Consider the following 22,709-nt stretch of genomic DNA (forward strand, 5'->3'; position numbering starts at 1 on the left):
TTAGAAAACGTAAAATACTTTGGTATTTTAACAGTTGTTAGTATCTTTCAGGTTCAAAGTAATGATGAACCTTAAACATTATTCAGAATGTTAGACGAGAAAAAGGATAACCTGCCGGGTGTGGAGGCAGAAGGAAATGAAGATTTAAAAAAAGAAAAAACCTCTGCCGAAGCGACGAAAAATGCCGAAGAAACCGTTGAGCAAACCGATGCTGTAGAAAAAGTTGAAGAGGCCGATAAGAAACCAGATACAGAAACTACAGTTGACGCAACTCCGGAACAACCGGAAGCTACAGAAACAAATGAAGAAGTGGCGGGAGAGACTGATGCTGTTGCGGAAGTTGAAGAAAAAGCCGATACCGAAGCTGTAGTCGAAGAGCCTACAGAAAAGGCAGAAGCCAAAAAAGAATCCCCGGAAAAGGAAAGCGATAAAGAAGGTGAAGAAAAAACCGATAACGGGCACGAAGAAGCTATCAACGAAATAGATGAGTCCAATGCAGAAGATGCAGAAGACGAACACAATCACAAAAGACATATAATCCCTGTACTGGATTACCATTCCATGAGTATGGACGATCTGGTGGAAGAACTTCAGAAACTGGTCAGGAATGAAAAGGTCCAGGCTATCAAAACCCATGTAGATGGTATTAAGCATGAATTCGATCTGAAATTCCAGGAGTTCCTGGAGCAGAAAAAGGAGGATTTTGTCAATGAAGGTGGTAACGAGATCGATTTCAGATATTCATCCCCTCTAAAAACACGTTTTAATAAAGTTTACGGAGAGTACAAGGAACACAGGAATCAATATTATAAAAACCTCGAACAGACCCTTAAGGATAATCTGAGCAATCGCCTGGAGATTATCGAAGAACTCAAGGGACTTATCAATGTTGAGGAAAATATAAATACTACTTATAAGCATTTTAAGGAATTACAGGACCGATGGAGATCGGCCGGGCCAGTTCCCAGAATGAGTTATAATGATGTCTGGAGAACCTATCACCATCATGTAGAGATCTTTTATGACTTCCTCGATCTGAATAGAGATCTCAGAGATCTGGATTTCAGGCATAACCTGGAAGAAAAAGAGAAATTGGTTGCAAGGGCCGAAGAACTGAGTAAAGAAGAAGATATAAGCAAAGCCTTCAGGGAACTTCAGGTACTGCATAAAGTGTGGAAAGAAGAGATCGGACCGGTTGACCGCGAGCACAGAGAAGATGTGTGGAATCGTTTCAGTGCAGCTACAAAGGCTATTCACGATCGTCGTCAGGAGTATTTCAAGAACCTCGACAGTGTATATGAGAAAAACCTGGAGATCAAGAACGGTATCATTGCAGGTATCAACCAAATTGCAGAAAAAAAAGCTTCCAACCATAACGAATGGCAAAAACAGATCAGAGAGATCGAAGCTCTTAGAGAATCCTTCTTTGCAGCCGGAAAAGTTCCGCATAAAGTTAATGAAGCCACCTGGGCGGCCTTCAAGGAAGCAGTAAGGACCTTTAACAGGAATAAAAACGCCTTTTACAAGAACCTTAAAAAGGAACAGCACGATAACTACGAGAAGAAACTGGAACTGGTTAAGCTTGCAGAATCTTTAAAAGACAGTGATGACTGGGCGCAGACCACTCCTATCCTCAAAAAGGTACAGGAAGACTGGAAAAAGATAGGGCATGTACCCAGAAAGTTCTCCGATAAGATCTGGAATGATTTTAAAACTGCCTGTAATCATTATTTCGACAGGCTACACGCTCAGAGAAATGAAGATAATAAGGAGGAGCTCGAAGCTTTTGAAGCCAAAAAGGCTTTCCTCGACAGATTGAAGGAGTTTGAGCTTTCGGGAGAAAAAGAAAAGGACCTCGAGGCCATTAAAGCGTATATCAGCGAATGGAAATCCATAGGACGGGTACCTTATAACAAGAAAAGCATTGAAGCCAAATTTAATAAGATCCTGGATGCCCTGTTCAGAAAACTGGATATGGACAAACAGGAGGCAGAGTTGTTGAAATACGGAAATAAGCTTCAGCAACTGGCTGGTGCCAAAGACGGTCACCTTCTGGATAACGAGCGTATTTTCATCAGAAGAAAAATAGATGAACTGAAATCGGCGATCCGCCAGCTGGAAAACAACCTTCAGTTCTTCTCAAATGCTTCCGAAGACAACCCTCTGGTTAAAGATGTAGTGAAGAATATTGACAAGCATAAATCGGATCTTGAATTGTGGAAAGCAAAACTCAAGAAACTCCGAACAATGGACGACTAATCCAAATTGTAATTATGTAAAAAAGCCGCTTTAGAGCGGCTTTTTTATTGACTGTCTATTATTTTATTAAGCGTTTTAAGATGCAGGTCCTTTTCGTTAAGATCGGCCTGAGTGGAGAATTGTATGCGCTTTTCCGTACCGGGAAGCAAGTCGAAGAAATTATCTTCAAAATGCCCTTCCGTATCCGTATACAGGAACACATCCTTTTGCAGAGTGTCTGAGGTCAGGACGATCTCATAACCGCTTTCTTTTTTTTGTATCTGCCTTTCTATCTTCCCTCTTTTTAATCCGAGCTCTTTGGGCTTTACAAAATAAAAGACCCTTTCTTTTCCGTTAAAATCCACCTTTAATGCCACTTCCTTTCTATCGGTGCCGATAACCGAAAGTGGAAATCTGTATACCAGTTTGCTTTCATTAGCTCCTACCTCCGCAGGCATTTCGGTTTTCCAAAGCTCCTTGCCTTCAAAATCGATCAAAGACAGCTTCAAATCGCCTTTTAGCCCGGATAAGGCATCATTTACCAGGTTTATTTCCAAAGTATCCTGTTGGAGTCTGGATGATAGCAGCAAGTCTTCAAATGCGTGCTTTGCTGTATACTGAAGCGCTTTCCATTCTCCCAAACCATCTATGCCCGACCAGGAAACTACCGGCCAGCAATCGTTAAGCTGCCAGTACAGGCTTCCCATACAATAGGGCATGGCCCTGCGCTGGGCCTCTATCCCCTTCCCTATTCCATAGGCCTGTAACAGCTGACTTACATATACATAATCTTCATCAGTATCCGGAACCGGAAAATCCCTCTCCATATATTCACGGATCAGCTGAAACCCTCTGGAGTGCTTCTGATGGGAAACAAAGTTCTTACCTGATATATCAATGCTATCTGATTGGGTTACATACTTTATGGCCTTATAGGAAGGGAATCCCTGAAAACCGAATTCACTCATAAATCGGGGAACATTTTCCTCAAAATGCTCAAAGGGATAGGCATCATGCCAGACCCACCAGTCGTGGGCGTCTCCTTCGCTTATATAGCGTTCATCTCCCCTCCCGTACTTGGGAGAACTCTCCCAGTAAGGAATATCATCGGTCAGGCGCTTAACCTGTTCCGGGAGTATCCCGTTAAATACGGCCTGGTAATGCCCCCAGATCCTTTCTTTTTGTTCTTCGCTTTTTCCGGCCTGCCAGCCCCACCGGGCCCAGCCTTCCGAATTCTCATTATTCCCACACCACAACGCAATGCTGGAATGATTTCTCAGGCGTTTAATATTATCGATCGCTTCTTCCTTTACATTTTGTAAAAAAGCCTCATCTCCCGGATACATGGCACAGGCGAACATAAAATCCTGCCACAGGAGGATCCCTTTTTCATCACAGAGATCATAAAAAATATCCTTTTCATAGATCCCCCCTCCCCATACTCTCAGCATATTCATATTTGATTTCACCGCATCGCTGAGCAATCTTTCGTAATCTTCTTTTTTTACCCGGTCCTGAAAACTGTTCTGCGGGATATAATTGGCTCCTTTCATAAACACAGGCACCCCGTTAAGTTTAAAATAAAAGGCTTTCTTTCCCTCTTCTTCCTGAGTAACCAGTTCTATGGTCCGGAGGCCTTTCCGGATGGTTTTACTGGCATAGAGAGCCCTGGAATCAAAAATATTTACCTGGATATCGTAGAGGTAGGGGTCGCCGAGATTATGGGTCCACCACCACTGCGGGTCCTCAATTTCAAACGGGATCCGATAATCGGATCTTCCCTTACGCAACTGCATTTCATGCGAAGAAACTGCATCACCGTTTACCTTTACCTCTACGGTCACGGTTTTACTTTCATCGGCTGTCAGTTCTATTTCTGCAGTGAGCAGCGCCCTTTCATTATCCATTTTTTCCTGGCGGATAAAAATATCTTCCACTTTCAGGTCATCCCAGGCCTTTAACTGTACCGGACCGGAGATCCCCGAAGTAATAAATTTAGGTCCCCAGTCCCAGCCATAATGAAATTGTGGCTTTCTGCTGAATACCCTGTTCCCTTCCGGCAGTTCATAGTACAATTTTGCCTTCTCGACCTCTTCTATCTCCGTCGCGTTTTTAAAAACGATTCGCAGGCTATTCTTATCCCGAAGTATCTTCTTGACATCCTTTTTCCATCGTCTGAAAGCATTATCAGCTTCCAGGATCAGGCTGTCATTCAGGTAAACGGATGCATAGGTATCCAGGCCGTCAAAGTGTAATTCAATATGCTTTTTGGACCGCAATGAAGCATCCGCCTCGAATGTTGTTTTGTATTCCCAATCCTTTTCTGAGATCCACTGGAGTTTAAATTCATTATCTCCCACAAAAGGATCGTCTATCATCTGATTTTCCAGGAGGTTACTGTGTACAGTAGCCGGGATACTGGCAGTGTTCCAATCTTTGGCTGCGGTCTCTTTAAATTGCCATGAATCGTGAATATCGGTTATGGATACGGTTTTGTCCTGCTTCTTACAGCCTAAAAAACAGAGGCCTGCAAACAATAGGAATGCGAATCTGTATATCATGTTCTAAAAATACATTATCGCTTGTAAATTTCACATAAAGTTCTGTACTTTTATACGGATACCGCCTGGGATGATGCAGAATGATCAAGGATATAAATGCCTTTAATACCCGATTAAAAATGAAAAAACCACTGCAATTCTACAATTTCCTCTTTCTGATTGTCATATTATTATCCGCTCCGCTTAAGGCTCAAGACCAGTCTGATAGCCAGCGTATGAAATGGTTTAAAGAAGCTAAGCTCGGGATCTTCATTCATTGGGGGATCTATTCTGTAAATGGGATAGATGAGTCCTGGTCTTTCTTTAACGGCTATATCTCCTATGAAGATTATATGAAGCAATTAAGTGGTTTTACCGCCAGGAAATACGATCCGGAATACTGGGCAGGACTCATTAAAGAAAGCGGTGCCCGATACGCTGTTCTCACTACCAAACACCATGACGGATTTGCACTTTGGGATAGCAAATGGAGTGAACTTGACGTAAGAAAAACAAAAGCCCGAAAAGATCTGGTAAAGCCTTTTGCCGAAGCACTGAGGCAGCAAGGATTAAAGGTAGGTCTGTATTTTTCCCTGCTGGATTGGTCTCATCCTGATTATCCTAACTTCCTGAGAAACGAAAAAAGATATGAAACAGATCCGGTAAAGTGGCAGCGGTTTGTGAAGTTTAATTTTGATCAGCTAAAAGAGCTTTCGGTGAATTACCGGCCCGACCTCTACTGGTTTGACGGCGATTGGGAGCAGAGTGCCGAGCAGTGGAAAGCTAAAGAATTAAGTGATTCCCTCCGGCAATGGAACCCGAATGTTATTCTGAATTCCAGGATACGCGGATATGGCGATTACGCAACTCCGGAGCAGGGGCTTCCCGTAAGCCGGCCAAAAGACAAGTACTGGGAATTATGCATGACCACTAACGATTCCTGGGGATATCAGCATAACGATCACAACTACAAATCGGCTAATCAGATCATCAGGATCTTTGTTGATTGTATCGGTCTGGGCGGAAACCTTCTGCTGGGTATCGGTCCGAAGGCAGACGGGACCATACCGGAAGAGCAGGAAAAGATCCTGAAAAGTCTTGGGAAGTGGACCAAAAAGCATGAAGAAGCTATTTACAATACCCGGGCAGGTGTCCCTGCAGGACATTTTTACGGCCCTACAACACTCTCGGCAGACCGGAAGATCCTGTACCTTTTCCTGGACCACAGACCAAACGGACCTATTGTTATAAAAGGTTTGAAGAACAAGATAAACAGGATACGGGTAGTTGGTAACGGAACAAAGCTTTCCCATAAGATCGTTGGAAAACAGTACTGGAGTGATGTTCCCGGTCTTCTCTATATTGATGTCCCCGAAAATTCGCTGGATAAAGATGTAAGCGTTATTGCGCTTCAACTGGATGGAGAGATCAGCCTGTACAGAGAAGACGGCCAGGTAATTGAGTGTAACTAAAGGAGATTTCTCCTCTTTTTGGATAAATTTTGCTGTTTGGGAAGTCCTGTATTCAGGGCCTTTTTTAGACCTGCCTGCTAAGTCAAAAAAAGTTACCTGCAAAGTCTTGAAGAGTTAGCTGCATACTTTTTTTAAGAAAGCTGCAAAGTCTTCGTGACTTACCAGCTAAGTCTTCTTGAGTTACGTGCTAAGTCTTTTTGAGAAAGCAGCTAAGTTTTGAAATTAACCCTTCCGCTTTTAACGTAAGAGAAATACAAAACTCACCTCCTGTCATCGCGAGCTTGACTCGTCGACAGACGGGTGTAGAGAAGCGATCTCATTTTACATAAGAAGGATTACTTCGTCGTTTCACTCCTCGTAATACACTGTCGAAATAGGATTTTTACTGTTCTTTACACCCTCTTCCCAGTCTGTCAATAGATAGGTCGGTCTTTATGGATTCCTGCCTTCGCAGGAATGACATTATAGGCAGAATTTTTATGTATTGTGAAATGTATAATTCTCCTCCTGTCATCCTGAGCGCAGTCGAAGGAAAAGGAGGAGTACTCATCTCTATATAACAAAAAAAGCCCCGGTATTAAATACCAGGGCCTTCAATTATCTATATTCTTAATATTTATTTCGCAACATTCACCGCTCTGGTTTCCCTGATAACGGTAATCTTTACCTGTCCGGGATAGGTCATATCGGTTTGTATTTTCTGCGAGATCTCAAACGACAGTTCTGCCGCTTTTTCATCGCTTACTTTTTCACTTTCCACGATCACCCTAAGTTCTCTACCGGCCTGAATAGCATAGGCTTTTTTCACTCCCGTAAATCCGAAGGCTATATTTTCAAGGTCCTTTAAACGCTGAATGTATGAATCCAATACCTGTCTTCTGGCTCCGGGTCTCGCTCCGCTGATGGCATCACAAACCTGTACGATAGGTGCAAGCAGCGATTTCATCTCTACCTCATCATGGTGAGCTCCGATGGCATTACATACATCCGGCTTCTCTCCGTATTTCTCTGCCCATTCCATTCCAAGTACAGCGTGAGGCATCTCAGTTTCAGTTTCCGGCACTTTTCCAATATCGTGAAGAAGTCCGGCTCTCTTGGCAAGTTTCGGATTCAATCCGAGTTCCGCAGCCATCACTCCACATAGTTTTGCTACTTCCCTGGAGTGTTGCAGTAGGTTCTGTCCATATGAAGAACGATATTTCATTCTTCCGATCGCCTTGATCAGTTCCGGATGCAATCCGTGGATACCCAGGTCGATAACGGTTCTCTTACCTACTTCTATAATCTCTTCTTCGATCTGTTTGGTTGTTTTCTGAACCACCTCTTCAATACGTGCAGGGTGGATCCTTCCGTCCATTACCAGTTTATGAAGTGAAAGACGGGCAATTTCCCTTCTCACAGAATCAAAGCAGGACAGGATAATTGCTTCCGGAGTATCATCTACAATGATCTCTACTCCCGTAGCCGATTCCAGAGCCCTGATATTCCTTCCTTCCCTACCGATAATCCTTCCCTTTACATCGTCTGATTCCAGGTTAAAAACAGAAACACAGTTCTCTACCGCTTCTTCGGTACCGATACGCTGAATGGTATTGACGATCACCTTTTTTGCCTCCTGCTGAGCGGTTAATTTGGCTTCTTCCATAGTGTTCTGGATATAAGCCATTGCATCGCTCTTGGCATCGGTCTTTAAGGATTCTATAAGTTGATCTTTAGCCTCATCTGCAGAAAGTCCGGAAATAACTTCCAGCTGTTCTACCTGGCTTTTGTGAAGTTTATCTACTTCGGATTTTTTCTTGTCCAGGAAATCTATCCTGTAATCGTAATCCTTTATTTTCTCTTCAAGAGCATCGTTTAATTTCTTGTTCTTATTAAGCTCTCCCGTAACCTGGGATTCTTTATCCCTTGTTCTTTTTTCGGCTTCTGCTATCTTCTTGTCTTTGGAAATTATAACTTTTTCATGCTCGGCTTTCAGTTCCAGGAACTTCTCCTTTGCCTGAAATATTTTATCTTTTTTTATGTTTTCTGCTTCTCTTTTAGCGTTCTTCACTATGGAGGATGCTTCTTTCTTTGCTGAGGAAATCATCTTTGACGCCTTTCCTTTCTCCAGGAACTTTGCAATTGCAAACCCTATAACCAAACCAACAACTACTGCAATAACTAATAATGTTGTATTATCCATCTTTATCTTATTTATATAAAAAAAGCCTACATCGGTCGAGCTTTGTACAAACTCCTAAATACAAGTTTAGGGCTAACAAGCTGCTCAAGGATCCGTGACAAAGACGGCATGCTTTTACAACTTAAACTCACCCTTTTGAATTTTATAGCGTTGAGTTTGTCAAAAAATATAAACCAATGTAGGCAGTAACTTTATGTTATTTAAAAGAACTTCTGTATTCAACTAAGTTTTTCTCGCAAGAGTTCGTTTAAGGTCTTTAAACGTTCTCTTACTTCAACATCTACGTTTTCTTTATCTATACTTTTTTGCTCTACCTGCGATGCAAATTGCAACGCACACATAGCCAATACGTCCTGCTTATCCCTTACGGCATAATTTTGCTCAAATTGTTTTATCAGTGCCTCTATTTCCTTTGCTGCTTTTCGCAATCCTTCTTCCTGGCTCGGTCGTATTGTCAGCGGATAAACCCTATCTGCGATAGAGATCTTAATCTTGAGCTTTTCCTCCATATTATTTTTAGAGCACTATTCCGAAAGTTGAGCAATGCAATAATCAATCTCTCGTATTAAAGTATTTATTTTAAGCTTAGCTTCTGTTTTTGTTTCACTACTGCCAAGCATTGAATTGGCCAGCTTTAGAGCATTGTATTTTTCTTCCCATTCCAAAACAACCTTTTCCTGTTCTGCTCTGGCCCGTTCCGAAATTGCTAATTCCTGAGTTAATTTAAGATTCGCTTGCTTTAATGCTTCGTATTTATGAAGCAATTTGCTAATTCTGTTTTCCAGCGAATCAACAATATGGGTAACATCGCTCATGCCCTGCAAATTCAATACATATATTTACAAAAATAACATACCTAAGCATACTTCGCAATAGTTATGGCAAAAATTCTTCCTTAAAAGCACTAAATTACTATCATTGTGCAATAATATTTGCTCTTTTTAGGTTGTGAATTTTATCAGTTTAACTCATTTATTTATTTTTAGCTTCACAATATGATTGCTATGCGGTTTTTAGCCTTTTTCTTTATTCTGTTTACGGTTCCCACGTTTGCCCAGAAAGAATATCCAAAAGATGCCTTCAGGCCTCCCCTTGATATTCCGCTTTTACTTTCGGGGACTTTCGGGGAATTACGTTCCAATCATTTTCATTCCGGAATAGATATAAAGACCCAGCAACGGGAAGGGCTTTCAATTTTTTCTGTAGGTGATGGCTACGTAACCCGGATAAAAGTTTCTCCCTGGGGATTTGGAAAAGCACTCTATATTGTACACCCTAACGGATACTACACCTCTGTATACGCCCATCTTAAAAAGTTTTCCCCCGAGATTGAAGCGTATGTCAAGAAGATACAATACGAACGTGAGTCCTATGAAGTAGAGATATTTCCGGAACCAAATGAGTTTAAGGTTAGCAAGGGAGATCTGATAGCCTATAGCGGAAATACGGGAAGCAGCGGCGGGCCTCATCTTCATTTCGAGTACAGAGACAGTGCTCAGAAACCCATTAACCCCATGCATTTCGGGATCAACATTTCAGATTCCAAAGCACCGCGGGTCCTTGGCCTTTTCGGTTATTCCATAGATGACAATGCTCAGATAAACCAATCCAATGTTCCAATAGAGATTAAACTCACGCAGCAGGGCAATGGTAATTTCCTGGCAGAAAAGGTCTATGCCGAAGGAAAGATAGGTTTTGGGGTCAATACCTATGATCAACAGGACCACACTTATAATAAGAACGGTGTTTATGCGGTAGAAATGATGCTGAACGGGCAACAGCACTTTAGTTATGATTTTGAAAAATTCTCCTTTGCCGAGACCCGTTTTATAAATGCTTTTATAGATTTCGAAAGGTACAGGACGGAAAAAGAAAGGGTACAGAAATTGTTTATCGCTCCAAAAAACCCACTCAGTATATATGAAACAACGGTTAATGATGGTATTCTTGAAATCGAAGAGGGACAGGAATACACGATAGAAATAAGAATAAGCGATTTTAAAGGGAATAAAAGTACCATCAGGATACCGGTAGAGGGTAAAAAACAGGAAGTAATAGAAAAAACCGAAACCCTCGTAACCGATAATTTTCTCAGGGCCTCGATCGATAATAATTACGAATTTGAAGGCTGCTCCGTCTTTTTTCCGGCCAATTCCTTTTACGAGAACTTTTATATAGATATCCAAAAAACAGATAGTACTTTAAATATTCATCACGATAAGATCCCCGTACATAGGAATTTTACGGTAAGCTTTGATACCTCATCCTATTCAGAGGAAGAAAGGAGAAAGCTGTACATTGCCAGATATGACGAAGAAGACAACGAGCTGGTTTATGAGGATACCGCTAAAAGAGGAGATGTTTTAAGTACTAAAACAAGGAACCTTGGCGTTTATACTCTTGCTACGGATACTATTTCCCCAAAGGTCACCCCTATTAATTTTAAAGGAGATCAGTGGCTGACCAACTATCAGTATCTGAAGGTAAAGATTGAAGATCTGGAAACAGGGATAGCTAATTATAGGGCAACGATAAACGGAAAATGGATATTAATGGAATACGAGCCTAAAAAAGATATGCTGAGTTATGACCTGAGAGATCTGAAATCCGGATCTGAAGAACAAAATTTAAAAGTTATAGTAACAGATAATGTTGGAAACAGCACTACCTTTACAAGTAAATTTTATTTAAAAAATTAAACCGTCCTTATTTTGAACCTGTCCCGCTTTTTCGTCCTTATTCTCCTTACTCTTGTAACTCAGACCATCTTTGCTCAAAGGGCGACCGTGAAAGGGGTTATTCTGGATGAAAACAATCAACCTGTTCCCAATGTAAATATTGTTGCCGACGGAGAAGGAACTCAATCCAACAGGAATGGTTTTTATTCGCTTTCTATTCTGGCCAATAAGAATGTGGTACTTACTTTCTCTCATATTTCCTTTAAGAAAGTAGTTTTAAGGCTTACCCTGACCGATGGCGAAGATTATGAGTTTAACCCGGTACTTAAAGTAAATATAGAACAGATAGACGAAGTAGTGGTTTCTTCCAAAGGAAGGAAAACGGTAGAAGGGATCGTAAATATCTCTCCCGAGCAAATCCGGCTTATTCCGGGTGCCAACGCCGGAGTTGAAAATATCCTTAAATCCCTCCCGGGAGTAAATTCCAATAACGAATTAAGTACGCAATATTCTGTTCGCGGAGGTAACTTTGATGAGAACCTGGTATATGTAAATGAAATTGAGGTTTACCGTCCGTTCCTGATCAGATCGGGGCAACAGGAAGGTTTTAGTTTTGTAAACAGTGACCTGGTACAGAACGTCGATTTTTCTGCAGGGGGTTTCCAGGCAAAATACGGAGACAAACTATCGTCGGTTTTGGATATTACCTATAAAACCCCGGTATCTTTCGGGGCAAGTCTAAATCTGAGTTTGCTGGGAGGAAGCGCATCCGTAGAGACGGTTTCCGGCGACGGGAAATTATCTACCATTACAGGAATACGCTACAGAGATAACAGCTTACTTGTAAACAGCAGGCAGACAGAAACCAACTTTACACCCGCTTTTGGCGATATCCAGAGTTTAATTAAATACAAGTTTTCCAGTAAGTTCCACCTGAGCCTGCTGGGTAATTTCTCCATAAACGATTACGATTTTCAGCCCATAAGCAGGCAAACCAATTTCGGGACCATAGATGAACCTATTGCCTTATTGGTGGTTTATGAAGGACAGGAACAAGACCAGTATATTACCACCTTCGGGGCCTTTAAAGCCAATTATTTTGTTAATGAGGATCTCACCCTTAAACTTATAGGTTCTGCTTATCACACGCTGGAAGAGGAACATTTTGATATTCTGGCTCAGTACCGTCTGGGAGAAGTAAACTCGAATATCGGAGATCAGGACCTGGGAGAAGTAGAATTTTCAGAAGGTGTGGGAAGTCAGTTTACCCATGCCCGTAACGATCTGGATGCTCTGATCTTTAACCTGGAACACAAAGCCAATTTGGTTAAGAACGGGAATCAGATAGACTGGGGAGTAAAATACACACATGAAGATATCAGGGATCGCCTTCGCGAATTCGAGGTCATCGATTCTGCCGGTTTTTCTATCAGGCCTCCCTTTCCGGATTTTGACAATGACCAACCCTTCGAACCTTTTGATGCACCCCTGGAGGCTTTTCAGAGCAGAAGAGCCACCAATTTCACCAAAATAGATCGCGTTTCTGCATATCTTCAGTGGAGCCGGCGTACCTACTGGGGAGAAAATGAAATATGGATGAACGCCGGGGTAAGAGCGCAAAACTGGACAGTAAGCGGAGAAAACATAGACAGGACCTCTCAAACGGTAGTAAGTCCGAGGGTTCAATTTGCCCTTAAACCCAACTGGAATAAGGATATGCTTTTCAGGCTGGCAGGTGGTTTTTACCATCAACCTCCTTTTTACCGGGAATTACGGGATCCTGATGGCGTAGTGCAACCAGGGGTAAAAGCACAGCAATCTATTCATGTGGTACTCGGAAATGACTATAGCTTCCGATTGTGGGACCGGCCTTTTAAGCTAACTACGGAGGCCTATTACAAATCGCTTTCGGATGTAAATATCTATACGCTCGAAAATGTCCGGATACGATACAGGGCCAATAATGACGCCCGGGCTTTTGCATATGGGCTCGACCTGCGTCTGAACGGAGAATTTGTACCGGGAACGGAGTCCTGGTTGAGTATTGGCTACCTGAAAACAGAAGAAAATTCAAATAATACCGGATATATTGCCCGCCCTACAGATCAGCGTTTAAAAGTTGCTGTGCTGTTCCAGGATTATGTGCCCAAGATCCCCGATCTTAAAATGTACCTCAACCTGGTATACAATACCGGGCTTCCTACCGGATCTCCCGGTTTTGAAGATCCTGCAGAATTTCAGAACAGGCTAAGGGATTTCAGGAGGGCAGATCTGGGTATTTCCTATGTTCTGGCCGATCGTCAGAAGCAATTCGGGAAAGGTCATTGGCTGAATAAATTCAAAGAATTGAACCTCGGATTCGAAATTTATAATCTTTTTGACAATAGAAACGCAATAACCAGTACCTTTGTACGCGATGTCAATACAAGACGTCAATTCAGCGTCCCCAACTTTTTAACGGGCAGAGTATTTAATATTAAATTAGGAATGCGTTTTTAAAATGAAACAAAAATTAGTTTTTCTTTTTTTATCCATCTCATTATTCACTTACGGGCAAAAAACGATATACGAACACAATAACTTTAAGGAGTTTAGCAAAGATCATAAGATCCTGGCTATTGTTCCTTTTCTGGCTACCCTGGAACTGGACGAAGAACAGGAACTTTCTAAAGAACAGCTTGACGAGCTGGAAGATCAGGAAGGGGAAGCGGTACAAAATGCCCTGGAAAACTACTTTTTAAAGAGAAAGGAAAAAAAGAAGTTTTCGGTAGAGTTCCAGGATATTAAGAACACCAATGCTATCCTTGCACAGAATGGGATCTCTATCGATAATATCGATATCTATACCACTCAGGAGTTATGTAAGATCCTGAATGTGGACGGACTCATCAGTGGAAACCTGACCCTTAGTGCATTGATCTCCAAGAGTGTCCCTAAAGTGGATTTCCTCTCTATTATTATGGGAAAATCGGATTTCGGCCGTATTGCTATCAAAATAAGTGATGGAAAAACAGGGAAACTGCTATGGAAGTACGAAAAAGTCATCAATCGTAAATCCGGAAAGAATACTAATGCCATCATTGAAGGGATGATGAAAAATGCCGCAAGGAAATTTCCTTACGACCGGGAAAAAGAGAAAAAACGCAGAAAAGATTAGCTTTTAGCGAAATCTTCCAACACCTTTACCACATAATCTACATCCTCTTTATCATTGAATTTGGAGAAGGAGAATCGAATAGAAGGTTTTTCGAGCTCTTCGGTATTGAGAATTGAGCTCAATACATGAGACCCCATACTACTCCCTGACTGACATGCACTTCCCTTGGAACAAGCAATTCCGTTAATATCGAGATGGAAAAGCAATATCTGCGATTTTTCCGGGCTTAGCGGTAGCCTTACATTAACAAGGGTATAGGTGCTTTTTTCGCAATCCTCACAACTCCCGTTAAAACCGGCATCAGGAAAAGCCTCTTTAATTTTATCGATAAAGTATCTTTTAATACCTCTTACGTAGTCTCGCTCTTCATCAAGATTGTCATACGCCAGGGTAAAGGAAGTTTCCAGCCCTATAATATTATGAGTAGATTCGGTTCCCGCACGGTAACCTCTCTCCTGCTCACCTCCGTAAATCAGCGATTTTAAGCCGGAATCTTTTCTGATATAGGCAAACCCAATACCTTTAGGTCCGTGAAACTTATGTGCCGCAGCAGCCAGGAAATCTACCTTGGTTTTCTGAACATCCCATTCCCAGTGCCCGATAGACTGAACGGCATCTGAATGCAGGAGTGCATCATTTGCTTTGCATACATCACTTACCGCCTGAATATCGATCATATTTCCAATCTCGTTGTTAACATGCATCAGACTTACCAGTTTTTTGGAAGGATCGGATTGCAGTAACCACTCCAAATGCTCAAGATTAGGAGTTCCGTCAGGATCCAGCACCACATACTTTACTTCAATTCCGTATTCGGTTTGAAGATGCTCTACCGTATGAAGAACCGCATGATGTTCAATTTTTGAGGTAATAATAGTTTTGACACCCAAATCTCTCACCGCCGATTTCAGGATCATATTATCTGCCTCCGTTCCACCCGAAGTAAAAATGATCTCCGAAGGATGAGCATTCAGATATTTAGCAATGGTTTTCCTTGCTTTTTCTATTAAAGTTTTGGAAGATCTTCCAAAACTATGAGTGGAAGAAGGGTTCCCATATGCCTCGCTCAGAGAGGCTTGCATTTGCTCAATGACCTCTCCTCTTAGCTGTGTTGTAGCCGCGCTGTCAAAATATACTTTCCTCATAGTGCGCAAAAATAAATCAAATAAAATTATTATTCATAATATTCGTTATAAACCCAGTTTTACTTTACATTTGTTTCGATGAAAGACCATATGATGAAAAAGATTCTGATAGCTTTAAGTGTACTTTTTTTTATAGCCTGTGATGATGGAAATCTGCAGGTTGAAACCCTGGATTTTGACAATGTTTCTATCCAGACCTGCACGGGAAGTACTACGCTTTTATTTAAGATAAACGGTTCGGAAAGCCTTATTCTCCAGGTGCCCGATGACCTGATACAAAATACAGTTACGGAAGCCGAAGGAAGAACAAGCACCATTCCCGGGCAATCACAATTCTTTTATCGGGCTTTCTCTGCCAATGTAAGCAATACTTATTTTTGTAGTGAATTACCTCCTGCAGATCCTACGGTTACCAGTGAACTGGAGGCCAGTGCCGGTACCATAAGAGTGAATACAGTAGAAGTTATGGATAATGGTACTACTACCTATCAGCACACTATTAATATAGAAGGATTGGTTTTACTTAATACCAATGGTGAGCGATTGGTGGATACGAATTTCGAATTCGGGACACTTACTACCAACTAGGCTTTCTGATAGATATAGACCTCTGTTGCTCCGAATCCGTATTTTTTAAAATCGGCGTCGTAATAATCTATTCTCTCATACTTTTTAAACAGGTATTCCAACTCAGTCCGTAATACTCCCTCTCCTACTCCGTGGATAAAAACCACTTTTTGGATACGGTTTCTGATGGCAAAATCCAATTGTCTTTTAGCCGTTTCCAGTTGAAGGTTCAGCATATCAAAATTGGACATGTTTTTGCTGGATGGCGTTAGCTGATGGATATGAAGATCTACCTCCATTTTAGCTGCACTCCTTTCTTTAGGCTTTACCTTGGGTTGCTTTTTCTTCTTTGTTGATTCTTTTTCATTAGCTGCCTGAGCAGCTTCGAAGTTCGATATATTTAAAATGGAAGGATCATCTATTCTGATCAGTTCGTTCTGAAGTACCTCCATCTCAAAACCATCCTCCAGCAGAATGATGGCCGTCTTATCTTTTAAGGAAACTATTTTTCCTCTTAAAGAATCATCTATCGTTTCTACTATATCTCCTGCTTTATACAATTTCCTGGCTGTTAAATTCTCTAAACTTCATCTTCCGGGGGCTCCTGATTTCCTTTTACAAGCTTCGAGCTAACACCGTACAAACCGTACATAATGAGTACAAAACCCACAATTTTAACATAAATCCCTCTGGTTTCTTCCGCCCATTTTACAGTAAAAAGTAGTCCCGCTCCAACAACAATACATAAAAAATACAGTATTTTACCCGTATTTTCTTTCGATAATCGATTCATTTAGCCGTTTTTAGATTAAAGTTTGTACTTTTACAAATGTAAATGAATTGAACTTAACCTTCAATACCATGAAAAAATTAGTACTTATAGCCCTATTAGTTACTAGTTATAGTTATGGACAACTATACGTTAGTAATGGTTCTTATGTGTATGTGAACAACCAACAGATTTTCGTTGGTGACTTCGGCAATGCCGCTGCAGATATTGAACTTCAAGGAACGGCCAGCGATTATACCCAGGCCAATAACGGTTTTATCTTTCTAAGAAATGAAGGGATGCTTTTTCAGACAACCTCTGCAAACAGCACCGCCAACATTGGAGCAGGTAAAATATCCCTGCATCAGGAAGGAACTGCCGATGAATACGATTACAATTACTGGAGTAGCCCGGTGCACGATCCGCAAGGCACTAATTTCAACACTACTATAGGGTTTTATGACCCTAACAGTGGTAACGATCTTAGTCCTACGGTGGCCACACTTTTAGCTCCTGGTGCTCAGAACGGGAATAACTCTCCTCTCCAGATCGCATCTAAATGGATATATCAATACGCTCAGGGAACCTCAACTGCAGGTTTTACCTTTGTGGGAAGTTCTGATGTTTCCGGTATAACACTGGCACCCGGAACCGGTTTTACTATGAAGGGAACCAACGGATCCGGATCCAATCAGCAATACGATTTCAGAGGAAGACCTAATACAGGTGATATTAATGTGGCTGTTGTAGCCAACGATTATACCCTGGTAGGAAATCCTTATCCGTCTGCTATGGATCTGCAGGCCTTTTTACAGGATGCAGACAATAGTGAAATAAACGGAGAAGCCTATTTCTGGCAACAAGACAGAACTACCAATTCTCATGAAATTACAGATTATGTGGGAGGGTACGGAACTTATGTACCGATTGGAGGTTCAGGAGGAGAAGGTGTATTTACACCTGCAACCTTTACAGATATAAATGAGGATGGTACGGCTGACGGACCTGGTGTAGGGACAGGAAGCAATGTTCCAAGGCAAATTATTCCTGTATCTCAGGGGTTCTTTGTATTTGCTACTTCTACAGGGCAGGTTACCTTTAAGAACAGTCATAGAGTATTTGTACAGGAAAGTTCAGGGAACAGTGAGTTTCAGCGTATCATTGATGACAGTAAATTTATTTCAGGAACTGCTTCCAATACAAATAGTACAGCAAACAATACCAAAAAAGGTTCATCTATAGATACTCCGATGACTTACGGAACTACCGAAGATGAAACCGGTATTAATCCTCATGCGGATAACTCATTATTGAGATTCAATGTAAAAATTGCTGAAGATAACCTTATAAAGCCAATGGCTCTTTCTTTTGTACAAGGAACCACAGATGGTGTGGACCGAGGTGCAGACGGTATAGATATTTCCGGTTTAAGGAATAATGCCTACTGGCCTATTGAAGGTAAGAACTATGTTATCCAGGCAACTACTTTTGCTGCTGACAAGCAGATCCCGATAGGTTTCTATGTAAGCAATCAATCTACTTTTGAGATTGCTGTTAGTCAAAAAGACAATTTTAATGAAAATGTTTCCATTTACTTTTACGATAAGGAAAGTGGAGCTGCTTATGACATTACTGATAACTCTTATCAGATTACACTGGAAGCAGGGCAATACGATAATCGTTTTACCATCAGGTTCCTGAAGAACCCTGTTGCAGACGACGATAATGATACTACTGGTGATCCGGTAAGTGAAGACGATACAGCAGGTAACGATGACACTACAGGAGATGAAGATGGAGATCCTACCGATGACGATGTAATAAGCGAGGATCTGGAAGATAACGGACCCGTTGAGTTTAATGCTTTCCAGGATAATGTAAACAAGCTTTTAACTCTTGAAAACCCTGGATTGACAATTAATTCTGTAACCCTGTATGATGTTGCCGGAAAAATATTATTCAACGATACAAGGAACAGTACTGATCGTTTAATTACTTATGGTACTTCTCAGTACACTACAGGTGTTTATATTGTTAATGTTACATTTGCTGATAACTCGATAATCACCAAGAAAATAGCTATAAACAATTAATGATATTATCGTATAAACTCGAGGACTATATGCTTCCATGCCTTAATAAAAGGTGGTTCGGCGTAGAGTGCCCGGGTTGCGGATTACAAAGATCGGTGGCATATCTCTTTAAAGGAGATTTTGCCGCCGCTTTTTATGTATACCCCGCTATTTATACACTTATTCTTTTAGCGGGCTTTCTATTTCTTAACCTGTTTATTAAATTCAGGTATCAAAATATTATCAAGATAAGCCTGATATCATTAAATATTTTGATTATTTTGGTAAGCTATTTTATTAAACTACACCGTATAACTAACTAATATCTCTATATGGAACAACAAAAGTTACCCAATTCAACGCTCATTTTAGTACTCGGAATAAGCTCTATTATATTGTGTTGTTGTTGGGGAATTGGAGGGCTCGCATCTGCTATTGCCCTGATCCTGGCTGCCAAAGCCACAAAGCTTTACAAAGAAAACCCGGATATGTATTCCGATTACAAAAATGTAAAGACCGGAAAGATACTGGCCATAATAGGGATCGTGTTTTTTGTTATTTATATAGCAACGGTTATTTATATAAGAGTAGTGATCGGAGCAGATGAGTTCAGGGAAATGATGGAGGAATTTATAGAACAAAATCAATAATTAATCTGAATAATCAAATAAACTATTTTATATATGGAAACTAATAAACCACCAAGACCCAATAACTATTTGGCACTGGCTATAATCAGTACCATTCTTTGTTGTTTAATTCCGGGGATCGTAAGTATCGTCTACTCCACTAAAGTAAATACCGAATATGACAACGGAAATTACGAAGGAGCAGTAACTGCTTCCAAAAATGCAAAGACCTGGGGAATAGTTGCAATTGCTGCTGCTGCTCTGGGTTGGATTATTTATGTAGCAATTTTCGGTTTTGCAATTTTAGGAGGTCTTGCGAACTCTTAAAAATATCTTATATATAATAGGAGGGATAGCAATTGTTTATTTGTTATCCCTTTATTATTCTCACGACCCCTCTCAGGAGGAGTCATTCTTTCCCAAATGTCCTTTTTATCATATTACAGGCTATTACTGTGCCGGTTGTGGTAGTCAAAGAGCCTTACACGACCTGCTTCACCTCAGATTCCTGGATGTTATAAAGCAAAACCTGCTCTTTATTCCTGCAGTTTTAGTTTTTGTGTATCACTACAGTATCGTATTTATGGAAAAGAGGACAGGAAATACCTATAAAAACCTCCTCTATCACCCCAGGGCACCTTGGGTAGTACTCGCTGTTATTGGCGGATTCTGGATCCTGAGGAATGTTGACATTTACCCTTTCAATCTCCTGGCACCTAATTAAGATTTAGTCCCGATAGCTATCGGGATTGAGATACGAGTATAGAGATGTGAGTTATAATTGTTTCATCTCAATACGTAATACTCATATCTATGTGCCGGATATTTCGTGAATCAAAACCTGTCCAAATAAAAAAACTAACCCTGATCGGATTAGTTTTTCTGTTTCTTATTATTTATAAACCTCTCTATTTAGGTTCGAACTCTTTTAAAGTCTTAACAATAATAGATACGCAATCCAGCAATTGCTCTCTGTTCATCACCAGTGGTGGTGCAAAGCGAATGATATTTCCGTGAGTTGGTTTGGCCAGTAAGCCATTTTCCTTTAAAGCCACACAGATATTCCATGCGGTCTCACTTTCTTCCGTATCATTGATCACTATAGCATTCAGCAAACCTTTACCTCTTACCAGTCGTACAATATCACTTCCTTCAATATATTTGTTGAGTTCCTCTCTGAAAAGAATTCCCAGTTGCTCGGCATTATCGGCTAGTTGCTCATCTTTAATTACATCCAGAGCTGCCATAGCTACCGCAGCAGCTACCGGATTCCCTCCAAAAGTAGATCCGTGATTTCCTGGCTTGATCACATTCATAATATTGTCGTTTGCCAATACTGCAGATACCGGGTACACTCCTCCTGAGATCGCTTTCCCAAGGATCAGTACATCAGGCGTAACTTCTTCGTGGTCTACTGCCAGCAGTTTTCCGGTTCTCGCTATTCCGGTCTGAACTTCATCAGCAATAAACAGGACATCATGCGCTTCACAAAGGGCTTTAGCTTTCGTTAAAAATCCTTCAGAAGGTACATAAACCCCTGCTTCTCCCTGAATAGGTTCCACCAGGAATCCGGCTACATTTTTATTGTTTTCCAGAGCGTTTTCAAGAGCTTCCAGATTATCGTATTCTATCTTGATAAATCCGTCGGTATAAGGTCCGAAATTCTTTCTTGCTATCGGATCGTTAGAAAAAGAAATAATAGTAGTTGTTCTTCCGTGGAAGTTATTCTCACAAACAACTATCTGTGCTTCATTTTCATGGATCCCTTTCTTCTCATACGCCCATTTTCTACATAGCTTGATCGCTGTTTCCACCGCCTCAGCTCCTGTATTCATAGGTAATAACTTATCGAAGCCGAAATACTCACTTGCGTATTTCTCATATCTCCCCAACATATCATTATAAAATGCTCTGGAGGTTAGGGTAAGCTTTTGTGCCTGCTCTACCATTGCTCCTACGATCTTAGGGTGGCAATGCCCCTGGTTAACTGCCGAATAGGCCGAAAGGAAATCGTAATATTTTTTTCCTTCCACATCCCATACGTATACACCTTCTCCTTTGCTTAATACAACCGGTAGCGGATGATAGTTATGAGCTCCATACTGATTTTCCAATGCGATGGCATCCTGTGATGTTAATTGATCTAAAACTGCCATTTTTAATTATTTTTAGAATAAACATTAGCAATTCCTTCTTGTCGGAGAGAAATCATCCATCGAAGAGAGCGCAAATTACTAAATATTGGCCTATTTAACAGTATAGAAATTAATATTTATTGATCGGACTTCTTAGCTATTACCGAAAGCTGGAACTCTACTCTTTTAATCTCTCTCAGGATATCGTTCTTATCCATTTGCATCCAAACATAAAGCTTTAGCATACTTACCATCAGTGCGGAGAAAAGTACTCCCAATGACCATCTGATAAGCTCATTGGTATTCTCTGTATTAAACAATTGTATGGCACAGTAAACAGCAAATCCAACAGCGGTAAGGCTAACGATATTCATGATAATTACCAGCCATCCCATTTTTCCTTTAAAGACATCGCCCAATTTTTCAAAAAGGTTCAGTTCTTCCAGTTCTTCATAAAACTCAGCCTCTTCCCTGGTTAATGCCTCCTTTATTATCTCATCGATTTTCTCCATGTCTTTTTTCATCTCTTATGTTTTTTAAGTATTAGTTTTAATTTTTCCCTCGCGTGAAATAAACGCGATTTTACCGTCCCGACAGATACATTCAGGATCTTGCTTATCTCCTTCATGCTATGCGATTCTACATAAAACAAATTGAGGATCAGCTGCTGATGGGCCGGTAATTCTTTTATAGCCTTTAAGATTAACAGAGTGACGTCTTCTTCAGGATCCTCCTTATCCGACGAATTTTCCTCCTGTAAATAAATATGCTCCTTTTTACGGGTGTTTTCTCTGGAATTCTTTTTGATCCAGTCTAATGATTTCCGGTTAACTACTGTCCGTATCCAGCTTCCAAAACTGTTAGGGTCACGAAGGAGATACAGTTTGTTCATAGCTGTTCCCCAACTGTCCTGAACAATATCTTTAGCGGTATCCATATCTTTGGTATACCAGAAGGCCTGCCTGCATAAGCGGTGATGCCATCGCTTTACAAGTAAGTTCATGGCATTTTTGTTTCCTGCCTGGTATTGCAAAACCAGTAAAGCGTCAAATATATGTTCTGCTTTATTCATTCGTTTGTCTACTCTAAGGACGCCATAGTTATAAAAAGGTTCATTTTATTCTT

General features: G+C 40.9%; 21 protein-coding genes and 1 other RNA gene. 11 read left to right on the forward strand and 11 right to left on the reverse strand.

The window, feature by feature from the left end:
- Nucleotides 1–87: 87 nt before the first annotated feature.
- A complete protein-coding gene (locus GWK08_RS12015; RefSeq protein WP_163607430.1) occupies nt 88–2,259 on the forward strand; it encodes a DUF349 domain-containing protein in 2,172 nt (723 codons plus the stop codon).
- A 44-nt stretch (nt 2,260–2,303) separates the two neighbouring features.
- Here GWK08_RS12015 and GWK08_RS12020 read toward each other — a convergent pair whose 3' ends face one another.
- Nucleotides 2,304–4,799, reverse strand: a complete 2,496-nt coding sequence (locus tag GWK08_RS12020; protein WP_163607431.1) for a beta-mannosidase — start codon at nt 4,797–4,799, stop codon at nt 2,304–2,306.
- 119 nt (nt 4,800–4,918) lie between these two features.
- On the opposite strand from GWK08_RS12020, the gene GWK08_RS12025 reads away from it, so the two are divergent.
- A complete protein-coding gene (locus GWK08_RS12025; RefSeq protein WP_163607432.1) occupies nt 4,919–6,250 on the forward strand; it encodes an alpha-L-fucosidase in 1,332 nt (443 codons plus the stop codon).
- Nucleotides 6,251–6,866: 616 nt separating this feature from the next.
- Here GWK08_RS12025 and rny read toward each other — a convergent pair.
- The 4 genes from rny to GWK08_RS12045 form a co-directional block, all read right to left on the reverse strand.
- Nucleotides 6,867–8,432 (reverse strand): ribonuclease Y, encoded by a 1,566-nt coding sequence (gene rny / locus GWK08_RS12030; protein WP_163607433.1) that lies wholly within the window; start codon nt 8,430–8,432, stop codon nt 6,867–6,869.
- 48 nt (nt 8,433–8,480) lie between these two features.
- Nucleotides 8,481–8,588: non-coding RNA, 6S RNA (ssrS, locus tag GWK08_RS12035), on the reverse strand.
- Nucleotides 8,589–8,650: 62 nt separating this feature from the next.
- The gene (locus GWK08_RS12040; protein WP_163607434.1) at nt 8,651–8,941 is read right to left on the reverse strand and encodes a cell division protein ZapA; all 291 of its coding nucleotides are present in this window, start codon (nt 8,939–8,941) and stop codon (nt 8,651–8,653) included.
- A gap of 15 nt (nt 8,942–8,956) precedes the next feature.
- A complete protein-coding gene (locus GWK08_RS12045) occupies nt 8,957–9,247 on the reverse strand; it encodes a hypothetical protein (RefSeq protein ID WP_163607435.1) in 291 nt (96 codons plus the stop codon).
- 189 nt (nt 9,248–9,436) lie between these two features.
- Between GWK08_RS12045 and GWK08_RS12050 the strand changes: the two genes are divergently transcribed.
- The 3 genes from GWK08_RS12050 to GWK08_RS12060 are packed head-to-tail and all read left to right on the forward strand — an operon-like array spanning nt 9,437 to nt 14,267.
- Nucleotides 9,437–11,131: a M23 family metallopeptidase gene (locus GWK08_RS12050; protein WP_163607436.1), complete on the forward strand. Its 1,695-nt coding sequence runs from the start codon at nt 9,437–9,439 to the stop codon at nt 11,129–11,131.
- An 18-nt stretch (nt 11,132–11,149) separates the two neighbouring features.
- Nucleotides 11,150–13,609, forward strand: a complete 2,460-nt coding sequence (locus tag GWK08_RS12055; protein ID WP_163607496.1) for a carboxypeptidase-like regulatory domain-containing protein — start codon at nt 11,150–11,152, stop codon at nt 13,607–13,609.
- 1 nt (nt 13,610) lies between these two features.
- Nucleotides 13,611–14,267, forward strand: coding sequence for a hypothetical protein (locus tag GWK08_RS12060; RefSeq protein WP_163607437.1), 657 nt, complete (start codon nt 13,611–13,613; stop codon nt 14,265–14,267).
- Here GWK08_RS12060 and GWK08_RS12065 read toward each other — a convergent pair.
- Nucleotides 14,264–15,412 carry a cysteine desulfurase family protein gene (locus GWK08_RS12065; RefSeq protein ID WP_163607438.1) on the reverse strand — a complete coding sequence of 383 codons (1,149 nt, stop codon included), beginning with the start codon at nt 15,410–15,412 and terminating at the stop codon, nt 14,264–14,266. The two genes, GWK08_RS12060 and GWK08_RS12065, sit on opposite strands and share 4 nt — an antisense overlap.
- A 93-nt stretch (nt 15,413–15,505) precedes the next feature.
- Between GWK08_RS12065 and GWK08_RS12070 the strand changes: the two genes are divergently transcribed.
- The gene (locus GWK08_RS12070) at nt 15,506–16,000 is read left to right on the forward strand and encodes a hypothetical protein (protein ID WP_163607439.1); all 495 of its coding nucleotides are present in this window, start codon (nt 15,506–15,508) and stop codon (nt 15,998–16,000) included.
- On the opposite strand, the gene GWK08_RS12075 is transcribed toward GWK08_RS12070, so the two are convergent.
- Both GWK08_RS12075 and GWK08_RS12080 read right to left on the reverse strand, forming a co-directional pair.
- Complete coding sequence (locus GWK08_RS12075) at nt 15,997–16,539, reverse strand: Smr/MutS family protein (protein ID WP_163607440.1); 543 nt, start codon at nt 16,537–16,539, stop codon at nt 15,997–15,999. The genes GWK08_RS12070 and GWK08_RS12075 overlap by 4 nt on opposite strands.
- A gap of 20 nt (nt 16,540–16,559) precedes the next feature.
- Nucleotides 16,560–16,772, reverse strand: a complete 213-nt coding sequence (locus GWK08_RS12080) for a hypothetical protein (protein ID WP_163607441.1) — start codon at nt 16,770–16,772, stop codon at nt 16,560–16,562.
- Between the two features lie 68 nt (nt 16,773–16,840).
- Here GWK08_RS12080 and GWK08_RS12085 point away from each other — a divergent pair, with 68 nt between their 5' ends.
- The 5 genes from GWK08_RS12085 to GWK08_RS12105 are packed head-to-tail and all read left to right on the forward strand — an operon-like array spanning nt 16,841 to nt 20,173.
- Nucleotides 16,841–18,841 (forward strand): T9SS type A sorting domain-containing protein, encoded by a 2,001-nt coding sequence (locus GWK08_RS12085; protein WP_163607442.1) that lies wholly within the window; start codon nt 16,841–16,843, stop codon nt 18,839–18,841.
- A gap of 29 nt (nt 18,842–18,870) precedes the next feature.
- Nucleotides 18,871–19,143, forward strand: a complete 273-nt coding sequence (locus GWK08_RS12090; protein WP_163607497.1) for a DUF2752 domain-containing protein — start codon at nt 18,871–18,873, stop codon at nt 19,141–19,143.
- Nucleotides 19,144–19,152: 9 nt separating this feature from the next.
- Nucleotides 19,153–19,470, forward strand: coding sequence for a CCC motif membrane protein (locus tag GWK08_RS12095; RefSeq protein ID WP_163607443.1), 318 nt, complete (start codon nt 19,153–19,155; stop codon nt 19,468–19,470).
- Between the two features lie 33 nt (nt 19,471–19,503).
- Nucleotides 19,504–19,776 (forward strand): CD225/dispanin family protein, encoded by a 273-nt coding sequence (locus GWK08_RS12100; RefSeq protein WP_163607444.1) that lies wholly within the window; start codon nt 19,504–19,506, stop codon nt 19,774–19,776.
- 40 nt (nt 19,777–19,816) lie between these two features.
- Nucleotides 19,817–20,173, forward strand: coding sequence for a DUF2752 domain-containing protein (locus GWK08_RS12105; protein ID WP_163607445.1), 357 nt, complete (start codon nt 19,817–19,819; stop codon nt 20,171–20,173).
- A 184-nt stretch (nt 20,174–20,357) separates the two neighbouring features.
- Here GWK08_RS12105 and rocD read toward each other — a convergent pair whose 3' ends face one another.
- From rocD to GWK08_RS12120, 3 genes are all read right to left on the reverse strand, one after another.
- On the reverse strand, nt 20,358–21,605 hold the full coding sequence (gene rocD / locus GWK08_RS12110; RefSeq protein WP_163607446.1) for an ornithine--oxo-acid transaminase: 1,248 nt from the start codon (nt 21,603–21,605) through the stop codon (nt 20,358–20,360).
- A 116-nt stretch (nt 21,606–21,721) separates the two neighbouring features.
- The gene (locus GWK08_RS12115) at nt 21,722–22,108 is read right to left on the reverse strand and encodes a DUF6768 family protein (protein ID WP_163607447.1); all 387 of its coding nucleotides are present in this window, start codon (nt 22,106–22,108) and stop codon (nt 21,722–21,724) included.
- Nucleotides 22,105–22,656, reverse strand: coding sequence for an RNA polymerase sigma factor (locus GWK08_RS12120; RefSeq protein WP_163607448.1), 552 nt, complete (start codon nt 22,654–22,656; stop codon nt 22,105–22,107). The genes GWK08_RS12115 and GWK08_RS12120 overlap by 4 nt, the downstream gene beginning before the upstream one ends.
- Nucleotides 22,657–22,709: the final 53 nt, after the last annotated feature.

It is taken from the genome of Leptobacterium flavescens, from assembly GCF_010671605.1.
Lineage (GTDB): Bacteria > Bacteroidota > Bacteroidia > Flavobacteriales > Flavobacteriaceae > Leptobacterium > Leptobacterium flavescens.